Source organism: Methylobacterium sp. CM6247 (genome assembly GCF_054817925.1).
Genome location: NZ_JBTXKX010000003.1, coordinates 2,314,745 through 2,327,807, shown reverse-complemented (window position 1 = coordinate 2,327,807; position 13,063 = coordinate 2,314,745). Strand labels below are relative to the sequence as shown.

The 13,063-nt window shown below is 63.6% G+C and carries 11 protein-coding genes; 6 read left to right on the top strand and 5 right to left on the bottom strand.

Going from position 1 to position 13,063, the window contains the following annotated elements; all coding sequences use genetic code 11:
* Nucleotides 1–22 precede the first annotated feature (22 nt).
* Entirely contained in the window at nucleotides 23–490 is a 468-nt protein-coding gene (locus tag ACYQOP_RS11775) for a DUF6163 family protein (RefSeq protein WP_056454291.1), read from the bottom strand.
* Nucleotides 487–1,563 carry an enoyl-CoA hydratase/isomerase family protein gene (locus ACYQOP_RS11770; RefSeq protein WP_461222466.1) on the bottom strand — a complete coding sequence of 359 codons (1,077 nt, stop codon included), beginning with the start codon at nucleotides 1,561–1,563 and terminating at the stop codon, nucleotides 487–489. The genes ACYQOP_RS11775 and ACYQOP_RS11770 overlap by 4 nt, the downstream gene beginning before the upstream one ends.
* Before the next feature lie 247 nt (nucleotides 1,564–1,810).
* Between ACYQOP_RS11770 and hemB the strand changes: the two genes are divergently transcribed.
* The 4 genes from hemB (at nucleotide 1,811) to ACYQOP_RS11750 (ending at nucleotide 5,068) form a co-directional block, all read left to right on the top strand.
* Nucleotides 1,811–2,866: a porphobilinogen synthase gene (gene hemB, locus ACYQOP_RS11765; protein WP_056429287.1), complete on the top strand. Its 1,056-nt coding sequence runs from the start codon at nucleotides 1,811–1,813 to the stop codon at nucleotides 2,864–2,866.
* 1 nt (nucleotide 2,867) lies between these two features.
* The gene (locus tag ACYQOP_RS11760) at nucleotides 2,868–3,239 is read left to right on the top strand and encodes a hypothetical protein (protein ID WP_056429290.1); all 372 of its coding nucleotides are present in this window, start codon (nucleotides 2,868–2,870) and stop codon (nucleotides 3,237–3,239) included.
* A 172-nt stretch (nucleotides 3,240–3,411) separates the two neighbouring features.
* Nucleotides 3,412–4,470 (top strand): methyl-accepting chemotaxis protein, encoded by a 1,059-nt coding sequence (locus ACYQOP_RS11755; protein WP_311276389.1) that lies wholly within the window; start codon nucleotides 3,412–3,414, stop codon nucleotides 4,468–4,470.
* Between the two features lie 100 nt (nucleotides 4,471–4,570).
* Nucleotides 4,571–5,068, top strand: coding sequence for an RDD family protein (locus ACYQOP_RS11750; RefSeq protein WP_056429293.1), 498 nt, complete (start codon nucleotides 4,571–4,573; stop codon nucleotides 5,066–5,068).
* A 37-nt stretch (nucleotides 5,069–5,105) separates the two neighbouring features.
* Here the strand turns inward: ACYQOP_RS11750 and ACYQOP_RS11745 are convergent, their stop codons facing one another.
* Nucleotides 5,106–6,335 (bottom strand): glycosyltransferase, encoded by a 1,230-nt coding sequence (locus ACYQOP_RS11745; protein WP_461222465.1) that lies wholly within the window; start codon nucleotides 6,333–6,335, stop codon nucleotides 5,106–5,108.
* Entirely contained in the window at nucleotides 6,332–7,927 is a 1,596-nt protein-coding gene (locus tag ACYQOP_RS11740) for an ArnT family glycosyltransferase (RefSeq protein WP_461222464.1), read from the bottom strand. The genes ACYQOP_RS11745 and ACYQOP_RS11740 overlap by 4 nt, the downstream gene beginning before the upstream one ends.
* 407 nt (nucleotides 7,928–8,334) lie before the next feature.
* Between ACYQOP_RS11740 and ACYQOP_RS11735 the strand changes: the two genes are divergently transcribed.
* Complete coding sequence (locus tag ACYQOP_RS11735) at nucleotides 8,335–9,081, top strand: arginyltransferase (RefSeq protein WP_207411634.1); 747 nt, start codon at nucleotides 8,335–8,337, stop codon at nucleotides 9,079–9,081.
* Between the two features lie 48 nt (nucleotides 9,082–9,129).
* Here ACYQOP_RS11735 and ACYQOP_RS11730 read toward each other — a convergent pair whose 3' ends face one another.
* Nucleotides 9,130–11,289, bottom strand: coding sequence for a TonB-dependent receptor (locus ACYQOP_RS11730; protein WP_461222463.1), 2,160 nt, complete (start codon nucleotides 11,287–11,289; stop codon nucleotides 9,130–9,132).
* Between the two features lie 368 nt (nucleotides 11,290–11,657).
* Between ACYQOP_RS11730 and purB the strand changes: the two genes are divergently transcribed.
* Nucleotides 11,658–12,965, top strand: coding sequence for an adenylosuccinate lyase (gene purB, locus ACYQOP_RS11725; RefSeq protein WP_461222462.1), 1,308 nt, complete (start codon nucleotides 11,658–11,660; stop codon nucleotides 12,963–12,965).
* Nucleotides 12,966–13,063 lie beyond the last annotated feature (98 nt).

Here is a 13,063-nt window from a genome sequence, read left to right as displayed (position 1 = left end):
AAGTAATCCAGTAAGGTGTTGTTTACCTGACCTCGCGAGCCGCAGCCCAAGACAAAGCGAAGTAGACCACAATGATACTTGCATGCGCAGCAAGGGACGGGACCGACATCGGCAGCAGATGCGGAGTGAGGATCGCCAGGGTGACGGCACTCGTGGCGGCCAACAACCAGACCACACCGCCCCAGGCGCTGGTCAGCCACATCCCGATCGCCGCCGTGAAGTCGATCACCGCGAAATAGACGATGACGGCTTGGCGGCCGAGGGGTTCGGCCTCGAAAGGACGGGCTCCGGGAAAGATATCGAGGATCGTCGCCCAGGTAGAGACGCCCTTTGCCAGCCAGAACATCGCCGTCAGGCGCATGAACCAGACCAGAACCACGTCCCAGCCCGTCTGCGGTGCACGCGGCGACCGCTCGATCCGGTCGCCGGCCATCTCGCTGGCGCGCCCGCGCCCGTCCCGCGTCGCACCGACCTTGGTCAGTCCCCTCATGATAAGATCCTTTCTGATCCATCGAACTTCGGCGCGTCGCCATCGGGCAGATCGGTGAAGGCCTCGGCGATCGCCGCCGGGTCCAGCTCGGCCAGGGTCGCGGGTCGCCAGTCCGGGCGGTTGTCCTTGTCCACGAGCACGGCGCGGACCCCTTCCCGGAAGTCGTGCCAGTGCATGGCGCGCATAGCGAGGCGATACTCCGCCTGGATCGCCTCGGCGAAATCCATGGCGAGGCCGCGCTTCATCTGTTCGTGGGCGATGCACAGGGAATGCGGGGAGCGCGTGCGCATCAATGCGGCGGCCTCCGTGGCGAAGGGCGACCCGTCCGAATCGAGTCTCGCCAGGATTTCGACGACGCTGTCGGCGGAGAAACAGGCCTCGATCGTACCGCCATGCGACGTGATCGGCCCAACCTCCTGAAAGGCGGTCGCGTGGCGGTCGAAAGCCCGTCCGATGACGCCACCTTCGGCCAGGTCATCCGTGATCGCGTCGAAGTTTTCCGCCGCCGAATGATGGGTGGCGAGCCCCAGAGCGAGGGCATCTCCGGCACCGATCCGGGCGCCGGTCAGGGCGAGATAATGTCCCGCGTAACCGGGCAGACGCGGCAGCGCATGAGTCATTCCCACATCCGGAAAGAACCCAATTCCCACTTCCGGCATCGCCAGCGCGTAGCGCTCCGAGGCGACCCGATGGCTGCCATGCAGGGACAGTCCGACCCCGCCGCCCATCACGATCCCCTCGATCAGGGCGATGTAAGGTTTGGTATAGCGCTTCACATAAGCGTTGAGGTGGTACTCGGCGAGCCAGAACTGCCTCACCTCCTCGTCCAGCCCCTGCCGCGCGAGGTCGTAGATCTGGCGGATGTCACCACCGGCGCAGAAGGCCCGGCCGCCCCGGCCACGGACGACCACGCGGGTGATCCTGTCGTCCCGCTCCCATTCGGCCAGGGCGCGATACATCGCCGTCGACATGGAGAAGGTGAGCGCATTCAGGGATTTAGGCCGATTCAGAGTGATGAGGCCAGCTTCGCCGCGCCGCTCGAACAGGATCTCCGGCTCGTCTGCGCCTGTCATCCATCGTCTCCGGTTGGCCTCCGGCGGGGGCTGTCTCGCCCCTCGGGGGGCTCGCGGGTTTCCACGCGGTCCGTGGTGCGAGCATCGGGACATGCCACGCTCGCTGGGTCGCTTAGACGAACTCTGCCGAGACCCGTCAACATGCGCCGTCCATCGGGGAGCGGCGATCGGCCCGGGTTTCGAAGAGTTTTGGGGATGTGTTAGGCCGGCTCCGACGCGCCCGCGACGAGCATTCGAGACGAAGACCATGACCGAAGCGACCCCGACCCCGCGTCCCCTCGCCATCGAGACGGCCAAGGCGAGCTCCGCCGCGTCGCTGAGCATCACGCAGCGCCCCCGTCGCAACCGCAAGGCGGAGTGGTCGCGCCGCCTGGTGCGGGAAAATACCCTGACGGTGGATGATCTTATCTGGCCGCTCTTCGTCATCGAAGGGACCGGCCGACGCGAGCCCATCGCCTCGATGCCGGGGGTGGAGCGCCTCAGCGTGGACGAGGTGGTCCGCGACGCCGAGCGCGCGGCCCGGCTCGGAATCCCTGCGATTTCGTTCTTTCCCTATACCGACCCCGCCCTGCGCGACCCGACCGGATCGGAATCCCTGAACTCCAATAACCTCGTCTGCCGCGCGGTGCGGGCGGTGAAGAAGGCCGTGCCCGAGATCGGCGTGATGACCGACGTCGCCCTCGATCCCTATACCAGCCACGGCCATGACGGCCTGATCGAGGACGGGGCCATCCTCAACGACGAGACGGTGGCGCTCCTCGTGGAGCAGAGCCTGATCCAGGCCGAGGCGGGAACCGACATCATCGCCCCCTCAGACATGATGGACGGTCGCGTCGGCGCGATCCGGAGCGGCCTCGACAAGGCCGGCTTCCGCGACGTCCAGATCATGGCTTACGCGGCGAAGTATGCCAGTGCCTTCTACGGCCCGTTCCGCGATGCCATCGGCACGACGGCGGCCCTGGTGGGCGACAAGCGCACCTATCAGATGGATCCGGGCAATTCGGACGAAGCCCTCAGGGAAGTCGCCCTCGACCTCGACGAAGGTGCCGATTCCGTGATGGTGAAGCCCGGACTGCCCTATCTCGACATCATCCGGAGGGTGAAGGACGAGTTCGGCGTCCCGACCTTCGCCTACCAGGTCTCGGGAGAGTACGCGATGATCGAGGCCGCCGCCCTCAACGGCTGGCTCGACGGCACCCGTGCCATGACCGAGAGCCTCCTCGCCTTCAAACGTGCCGGCGCCGATGGCATCCTGACCTACTACGCCCCCCGCGTGGCCGAGCGCCTGCGCGACGGCCTCTGAAATGCGCCGACGGGCCGTCATCGGCCCTGCTGCGCTCCTGCTTCTGGTCGCCCCCTTCCTGGCAGGCTGCGACAGCTCCATCGACCGGCAGCGGATCACCACCTGCCGGCGAACGCTTCCTGCGCTGGTGGCATCGGACCTCCCGCCCCGTCTGCTCCATGTCGGCCGTGGATCGGCGCCCGACAGCGTGCGCGTCGATTACGCTTTGGGCCAACGCCAGCACCGCATCGACTGCCTGTTCGACGGCGGCGCGGGTCTCATCGGCGTCCGCATGGACCACAAGGCGGTGTCGGGCGGAGCGCTTTTCATGCTTAAGAAATACTATCTCGAAACATTAGATTCCGAAGCAAACGACCCCGTGCCGGCGCGCTAGGCATTCGCACGGTCCTGGCATTCTTATTGCTTGGGTTTCCTTGGGGAGGCGACAGGATTGTCTCTGACCGGCAGACCTCGAATCGTTCGCAGTCGCCTGCCGGCCAATCTCGATCTTGAATCGATATTTAAAGACCAAGCGCTGAGCTTGGGCGGTCCATTTTGAGGATGCGATGTCGACAAAACTCAACGAGGCAGATCATCCAGCCGACAGTCTTTCGATGCTCGTGGAGACGTCGACCCAGCAGCTGAAAGCCCTCACTCACCGCAGCGTGGGATCGATCAAGTCCATCACCCGGCGTATGAATCTGCTGGCCCTTAACGCCCTCATCGAGGCCGCTCATGCGGGGGAACGCGGGGCCGGCTTCTCCGTCGTCGCCAATGAGGTCCGCACCGTTGCGGGTGAGATCGAGGGTCTCGTCTCAGGCCTCGGCAACGCCCTGGGGGACGGTGTCGACAACCTGACGCAGGCCGTGGAGCATCTCGCCAGCGAGACCCGCTCGGCCCGCTGTATCGATCTTGCCCTCAACGCCGTCGAGATCATCGACCGGAACCTCTATGAGCGCACATGCGACGTAAGGTGGTGGGCGACCGATGCTGCGGTCGTCGAGTGCGCGCTCGCCCCGTCAGAAGCCGCACGGAAACACGCCTCGCACCGGCTCGGAGTCATCCTCTCCGCCTACACGGTCTATCTCGATCTCTGGCTGTGCAGCCTCGACGGCAAGGTCATTGCCAATGGCCGGCCCGACCGGTTCAATGTGGTCGGCCAGGATGTGAGCCATGAGCCGTGGTTCGCCCGCGCCAAGCCGCTAGCCTCGGGCGATGACTTCGCCGTGGCCAATGTGGCGCGGGTCGCCGCGCTCAACGGGGCGCAGAGCGCCACCTATGTCGCCTCCGTGCGAGCAGGTGGTGAGACGAACGGCAAGGCGATCGGCTTTCTCGCGATCCATTTCGATTGGGAGCCGCAGGCACGCACCATCGTCGAGGGTGTCCGCCTCGCGCCGGCGGAGCGGGCCCATAGCCGTGTCATGCTGCTCGATGCCGAGAACCGCGTCATCGCCTGTTCCAAGGGCAACGGACTCCTCACCGAGCGCTATCCCCTCCGCACGGAGGGACGGAGCCAGGGAAGCTACATCGACGCAGCGGGGCGCCTCGTCGCCTTCCACGAGACCCCGGGCTACGAGACGTATCGCGGACTGGGATGGCGCGGCGTGATCGAGCAATCCGCCTGACGGAGTGGCAGTGAAGCCCATGTGACCTTGAGTGGAGGCATGGGCCCTCCCATGTCTTCTCATGAAGGAGAACCGTCTCCCCTCTCAAAGGCTACCGGCCATGCTCAACACGCCCCCAGGCTACGACCCCGCCGGCTATGCCGAGCGTTTCGGGACCGGCTTTCCGAGCAACCTTCCGATGCCCTTCGTGCGGGCGAGCCTCGGCGCACGTTTCGTCGCCTATCTCCTCGACATTCTCTTCATCCTGGGCTTCACCGCGCTCCTCACCCTGGCGATCACGGTGCTCGGGGTGCTGACCTTCGGGCTCGGCTGGACCCTGTTCGCGATCCTTCCCGCCAGCGGCATCCTCTACAGCGCGGTGACGGTGGGCGGCGCCGCCCAGAGCACCTGGGGCATGCGGATGATGGGTTTGCGCGTGGTGACTCCGGCCAGCGGCCTGCGGGTGGATTTCCTCACCGCCGCAATCCACGCCCTGCTGTTCTACGTCGCCATCTCGACGTTCCTGCTGTGGTTCGTCGATATCCTGTTCGGCCTCATGAGATCGGACCGGCGCCTAGGCCACGACGTTCTCGTCGGCCTCGCGGTGGTGCGGCTCTGACCACACCGGGGGACGAGGTCCAAGGAGGACTTCGTCTCTACCGCGAGACGTAAGGGGGCTGCGCGATACCGATGTCTCCGCCGCCCTTCGATAGAACGGCGTCTCCCTCAGACGCTTGCTTCTCCCGATCTTTCCGCTTGTCGAAGCGCCGCCAGACCGTGAGGGCCGACAATACGTAGTTGCAGGCGGCACCCACCAGGATGCCCACCCCCGTAGCCAGCCACCAGATGCCCGTCGCTGTGTAGATGAGGTGTGCGACCAGGATATTGTTGAACGCACCGCAGGAACAGGACAGGCAGAACACAGCAAGCCCTCGCAGCAGGTCGATCCCGACGATCCGCTGGTCCCGATATGTCAGGACGTTGTTCAGGAAAAAATTGGCCGTCATGGCGCCGAGCGTGGCAGCAGTCTGAGACAGCAGGAAATTATCGTTCAGGACGTATAGCATCAGCCCCAGAAGGGCCAGATGGACGATGACACCTAGGCCACCGACCAGGGCGAAGGAGACGAACCGCGTCGGAAGTGCTCCGAAGACGGATTTCGCAATGAGAAGGACGGCGAAGTCGAAGAGAACCCTCTCGTCGAGCTTGCTTTGCCCGGTAAGCCGGGGCCCGAAGACGTAGGGAACCTCCTCGATCTTCATCGCCCGCCCCCCCTGAACGAGGATGTCTGCGAGAAGCTTGAAGCCGTCGCGGCTCAGGCGCGGCTCGGCTTTCACCACAATACTTCGGCGCATGAGGAAGAAACCGCTCATGGGATCGCTGGTCTGGACCCGCAGCAGAGCGCGTACCAGACGGTTGCCGGCATTGCTCAAGGCTTGTCGGACGGACGAAAAGGCCGCCACGTCGGGATGGTCGACATAACGGCTGGCGATGACGATGTCGCACTTGGTCGACGCCATCAGGTCGAGCATTGGCACGAGGGTCGCAGGCTCGTGCTGCAGATCCGCATCCATGACCGCGACGAGTTCGGACCGCGCCGCGAGCATCCCCTCGATACAGGCTCCCGCCAGCCCGCGTCGGCCGGTCCGCGTGATGATTCTGATCCGGGAATCGGCCTTGGCCAAGCTCTCGACGACGGCTGAGGTGCCATCTGGGGAATCGTCGTCGACGACGATCACCTCGAACGGATGTCTGTCGAGCGAGGAGGCGATCCGGCCGCAGATGACCGCGATGTTATCCCGCTCGTTGAATGTCGGGATGACGATCGTGACGAGAGGCTGATCCGCATCGGGTGCGAACGTCGCCTGGGGCAGAGTGAGAGTCACTGGCGGCCTTTCGCGCCGATCCTGGGCTTCGGCCAGGTACCATCGAAACGGCTCGCCCGGACGATCTTCAGATCGTGCATCTTGCGCCCATTGAAAGTCAGACGGATGGGCGAGTCCTCCGAGAACGTCTCGAAATGACCGTCGAGATTATACCGGATTGCATCGGGATTGGCATACCTGTCGACGATGATGGCATCCATACCCCTGAAGCGCGCCGGATCCGCGAGATAGGTGAAGTGGATATTGTCCCCGGCGAGGCACAGGCTGTGGAACTGCTGTCGGATGGCATAGAAGGCCTTGGCGCAATCTTCCCAACGAGTAGCGGCAATGAAGGTGCGGGCGGGATCGACACCGCGAGCGGTCAGCGCGGAGGGAAGATCGCTCCAATCGTAGAGTTCCAGGAGGATTGGATCCTGGTTTCGGAACGCTTTAGCCGGAGCGACCCGCTCGGCCCAGCCGGTAAAGGCATGTGACAGGAGTAGGCAGATCGCTACGATCGTCGTGGTGGCCAGCGTCGCGAGCCAGCGCCGCGCGGCGTCCGGCCGGTCGCTGGCTGCGAGGCCGTCCGCCCAGGCGCCTACGAGCGGCAGCAGGGGAAGATACCCCATGGACGCCCAGTGATAGCCGCGCAGTGGATGGCTGCTCCACACCATCACACCGAGGATGAACAGAAAAACGGGCGCCGCGAGACAGGCGAGAAGCCAGGGTCCTGCCTCCCTCGGGCCGTTTCTCAGGCTTCGATACAGCATGTAGAACGCGGGAAAGAACACGAGGGGGTGGACGATCATCACCTGAGTCAGGGTCCAGCGGAACGCTCTCGTGAGGTTCACGCTCCCGTTCCCCTCGGCGCGCGCGCCCTGATACAGGAACGAAACCCAGCCGTGCTCCGCATTCCAGATGATGACCGGAAGGAGCGGCACCAACAGGAAGACGAGGCCGAAATAGGTGGCCGGCCGAAGGAGCCAGCGCCTTCCCTCGGCTTGGCTCGCAACTGCGACGAGAAGGCCCGGCACAAGAAGGACGGCGAGATACTTCGAGGCAAGGGCACAACCGAACAGGAAGGCGCAGGCAAACCAGATCCCGTTGTCCTGCAGTCTTCGGGCGCCGAAATCGATGTGAAGGAAGGCAAGCAGGGCGGCGAGGATGAAAAGGGTCATCGGCCCGTTCGTCTGGGCCAGACTCCCATCCGACAATCCGAGAAGCGGAGACAGGGAGTAGGCGCAGACAGCGTAGAGACCGGCACGCGAATTGAAGATCCGCAGTGTGATCAGATAGATCAACCACCCCGAAACCACCGACATCACCAGGAATGGGAGGCGCACGATCACTGCATCGTCGGATCCGAACAGACGCATGACACCGGCGATCGTCCACCATGTCAGGGGTGGCTGGTCGAAGAACGAGATCGACGGGTTCCTCGCGACGACGGCACCGTATGTCTCCATGAAGGTAAGGTCGAGAAACCGCACCGCGACCAGCCGGGCGATGAACGAGACGATCAAGATAACGATGACGTGATGCGTATAATCGGCCGATCGAGCGGCATCCCCGAAGGAATGGGCCTTCGCGGCACTCGGCGGATCGTAGCGCATCGGCGTTAGTTGGAGGGAGCTGATCTGACTAATTCCTTGTCCAGTCTTGCAAAAGTAGATCGACCGCGTCCGAGTCGCATGCCGGTCATCTCGCGATCCTCCGATGTCGCGTCACGATCTTGCCCCCGCTGATGGCGACGAACACAATTCCCGTGAGAATTTTGCTATCGTGTTTCAACTCACCGACATCAGCCCCGTCACGACATGGGATGATTTCGTCCTGAATTGCCTCCGAAATACGGTCGCTCCCCACCCGGGCGCGGTGATACGCTCGGCGGGCCGACCATGCCAGCCTTCACGCTGAAAATGAGATACCGCGACGTTCACCCACTTGAGACCTGGCGCGGGGCGGGTACACTCATTGAGTGCGGGGAACGCTCCCGCCGGCCCCGAGGTCAGCTGCAAGCGTGACGAGCCATCCCCGAGACACCCCGCAATTCTATCTGACGGCACCTTCGCCCTGCCCTTATCTGCCGGGTCAGGAGGAACGGAAGGTGTTCACCCATCTCGTAGGTCGGCGCGCCCGTGACCTCAACGAGATCCTCACGCAGGGCGGCTTCCGACGCTCGCAGACCATAGCCTATCGCCCGGCATGCGAGACCTGTCGGGCATGTATCTCCGTGCGAGTTCTGGTGTCGGATTTCGTCGCTTCGGCGAGCCATCGCCGCATCCTCCAGCGGAACGCGGATCTCGTCGGCAATCCGGAGCCCAATCGTCCTGCCTCGGAGCAATACGCTCTCTTTCGCCGTTATCTCGACGCGCGCCACGGTGATGGTGGCATGGTCGACATGACCGTGCTCGACTACGCCATGATGATCGAGGACAGCCATGTGGACACCCATCTCGTGGCCTATCGCCGGCGTGGTCCCGATACGGCGATCAACGGGCGGGGCACTGGGCCGACCGTGGCCTTGTGCCTGACAGACGTGCTCTCCGACGGATTGTCGATGGTCTACTCGTTCTACGATCCGGCGGAGGCCCAGCGTTCGCTCGGGACCTTCATGATCCTCGACCATATCCGCCGCGCCGCCTCTCTCGGCCTGCCGTATCTCTATCTCGGCTATTGGGTCGATGGCTCGCGCAAGATGGATTACAAGGCCCGCTTCCGGCCTCAGGAGCGCCTGATGGGGCCGGGCTGGCAGCGGGTGGATTAGTCCGCCGCCCCGATCGCTCACCGGAGCGGCGTCGACGCGAACCACGCGTCAGAATTTGGCGATCACCTGAGCGCGAATGATCCTCGGTGCGCCCGGGCTGATGTTGTTGTTGCCGTCCGCCGTGGCGATGTAGCCCCGGTCGAAAAGATTCTCGATGTTGATCTGAGCCCGCACCAGATCCGTGACCTGATAGAAGAGGCCGAGATCGAAGCGGGTGTAGCCTGGGAGCCTGACCGTGTTGTCGGCTGCCGCGAACGTGTGGGTCTGGTGGATCGCGCCGATACCGAACGAGAAGGACGGCGTGACCGCGAACTTATTCCATAGGGTGACGGCGTTGAACGGCACCAGTCCGACATGGTTGCCCGGGACGATAAGTGCCGAGCTGAACCCGCTGACGATGCGCGCATCGGTGAAGGCATAGCCGCCCGCGATCCGCCACCAATCGGTGACGAAGCCGTTCGCGCCGATCTCGACACCCTTCGCGTTGGTCTGGCCGCTCAGCAGGAAGAAGCCAGGGCGGTTCGGATCGGCGAGCCGCTGGTTGAACCGGTCGAGGTCGTAGAGCGCGCCGGTGAGTTGGAGCGTCGACGAGAGGTCCCATTTCACGCCGACCTCGCGGTTCTCGAACCGCTCCGGCTCGGCGATGGCGAGCCCTTCGGACAGGGCGCTGAACTGGTCGCCGGCGGATGGCAGGTAGGAGATGCTGTAGTTGCCGTAGAAGGCGAGGCTGTCCACCGGCTTGAACACCAATCCGACCCTGGGCGACAGCAGATCGTCGATGCGGGAATTGGTGACGTTGGTGCGCCGGTCCGTCGAGGAGAAATCGAAATGATCGTAGCGCAGGCCACCGATCACCTGGACATGGGGGCCGATCTCGATCTGATCCTGGACGTAGACCGCAGCCAGTCCGAGGTCGTAGCGGCTGTTGGAGGACGAAGCCAGGTTGCGGAAACTGACGGGGACTCGCGAAACCGGTGAGAGCGGATTGACGGTCAGCGTCTGCGTTCCGGTCGTCGCGAAGAAGCCTTCCTCCCGGTAGGTGATGCCTTCCTGCTTGCCGAGTTCGAAACCCGCGAGCAGCGTATGGGCCAGCGGCCCCGTGGCGAATTTGTACGTGAAATCGTTCTGGTTGAAGAAGTTTGTCCTCGGCGTGTCGTTGTTGAACGCGCTGAGATCGACGGTCGTCCCGGCGGCGTTCACCGCACCGCCGGCGCGGATGCTCGGATACACGACCTGATAGGCCTTGGCGTAATCGGCGTAGCGGAACTGGCTCCGCATCTCGACGCCCGAGGCGAAGCGGTGATCGAGAACCGCCGTCGCGATATGTGCATCCACGCGGGAGTAGCTGAGGTCGGGATTGCCGAAGAACGTTCTGATGTTGTCGCGATACCGATAGGGCCGCCCGAACTGGGACGGGATCCCGCGATCCGCCGTCCGATCGTCGTGGAAATACTCGTAGGACAGTTTCAGCGTGGTCTCGGGCCCGAGCAGGATCGTCGCCGTCGGATTGATGCCCCAGCGCCGCAGATCGACGTGGTCACGATAGGTGCCACTATCCTCGAACATTCCGTTGAGGCGGAAGAACACGCTGTCCGAGACCCGGTCGCCGACATCCACGGCCACCCTTTTATTGAAATACTGGCCACCCTGAAGGATGACTTCCCGAACCGGAGTTCCGGTGGCGTCCTTGAGCACGCGATTGACGACGCCCCCGCCGCCGCCGCGACCGAAGATCATTGCGTTCGGTCCCTTGAGCACTTCGATCCGCTCGACGTTGTAGAGATCGCGGTAGTACATCGCGTCGTCGCGCATGCCGTTGACGTAGAAATCGGCGCTGGATTGCTGCCCGCGGATCACGACCTCGTCCCGGTTGCCGGCACCCTGGTGCAGGAACACGCCGGGCACGTAGCGCAGGGCTTCGGTGACTCCCTGGAACCCCTGATCCTGGACCTGCTCGCGCGTCACGACCGTCACCGCCTGCGGGGTGTCGATCAGCTGGGTGTCCGTCTTCGTCGCGCTCCGGCTGCGGTTGGCGCGGTAGCCTGTAGTATGTCCCCCTGTTCCCTCGACATTGAGCTGGTCTAACGTGACTTCAGCATGATGACCGGAATCGGGAATATCTGCCTGTGCTTTGGCTGCCCGCACGTCCGACATGAAAGGTACGGCTGTTAGAACCGTGATCAGACGTAGGCGGGCAAAGGGGTGCATCGGTGCGCCTCAGTTATATTTGCAATATTCTGCATAAATAGCGATATACTCCGCTCATCGTGCAGATGCTATTTGTCTAATAGACACGCTAGATTGATCGGCAACCGGTTGCGGCCAGTTTGACAGCGACCTAGATTTTGGAATCTTTTGATAATTATTCCAGAATATCGCCCAAGTTTCAGGACATGCGATGGAAATCCCGTCGTTAGTGCATCAGCTCGGCTATTCGGACGCCTCTGGTTTCGCCACTGCGATGCATAAATGTATCACTCCATACAGAGTGCTTCTGTGACGTCGCGTTGAGCGCAGCCTCTGCTCATGCTAGGCGCCAGCCTCATCACTCCAACCCGTCCTGCCCGAGGCGTCGCATGATCCCCCGCTATAGCCGCCCCGAAATGACGGCGATCTGGTCACCCGAAAGCCGCTTCCGCATCTGGTTCGAGATCGAGGCTCACGCCACCACGGCGCTGGCCGAGATCGGCGTCGTGCCCAAGGAAGCTGCTGCGACGATCTGGGAAAAGGGCCGCGACGCGGTCTTCGACGTCGCCCGCATCGACGCCATCGAGGCGGTCACCAAGCATGACGTCATCGCCTTCCTGACGCATCTGGCCGAGATTGTGGGCCCCGATGCGCGGTTCGTGCACCAGGGCATGACCTCATCGGACGTCCTCGACACCTGTTTCAACGTGCAGCTCGTCCGGGCCGCCGACATCCTGATCAAAGATGTCGATGCGCTTCTTTCCGCGATCAAGCGCCGGGCCTTCGAGCACAAGCTGACCCCGACCATCGGTCGCTCGCACGGCATCCATGCCGAGCCGGTGACCTTCGGCCTGAAGCTCGCCCAGGCCTATGCCGAGTTCGAGCGCGCCCGCGCCCGTCTCGTCGCCGCCCGCGAGGAAGTCGCCACCTGCGCGATCTCGGGCGCCGTCGGCACCTTCGCCAACATCGACCCGCGCGTGGAGGAGTATGTCGCCAAGGCGATGGGCCTCACCCCCGAGCCGGTCTCCACGCAGGTCATCCCGCGCGACCGCCACGCCATGTTCTTCGCCACCCTGGGCGTCGTCGCGAGTTCGGTGGAGCGTCTCTCCATCGAGGTACGCCACCTGCAGCGCACGGAAGTTCTGGAAGCGGAAGAGTTCTTCTCCGAGGGCCAGAAGGGCTCGTCGGCCATGCCGCACAAGCGCAATCCCGTCCTCACCGAGAATCTGACGGGTCTCGCCCGCATGGTGCGCTCCTTCGCCCTCCCCGCCATGGAGAACGTGGCGCTCTGGCACGAGCGCGACATCTCGCATTCCTCGGTGGAGCGCATGATCGGCCCCGACGCGACGGTAACTCTCGATTTCGCTCTGGCGCGACTGACCGGCGTGATCGACAAGCTGCTGATCTATCCCGAGCAGATGCAGCGAAATCTCGACAAGCTCGGCGGCCTCGTCCACTCGCAGCGGGTGCTGCTGGCCCTGACGCAGGCGGGCGTATCCCGCGAGGACGCGTATCGCCTGGTCCAGCGTAACGCCATGCCGGTCTGGCGCGGCGAAGGCGACTTCCTCACCCTGCTGAAGGCCGATGCGGACGTCACCGCGTCGCTGAGCCCGGAGCGGATCGAGGAGTGCTTCGACCTCGGCTACCATTTCAAGCACGTGGACACGATTTTTTCGCGCGTTTTCGGTACGGCCTGATCGTCAATCGTACCCGACGCGGCGATCCGCGGAGCACATTTCGTGCTTCGTGGATCGCGTAGCGGCATAGCCGCCGTTTCTGCCCGGAGAAGAGGAAG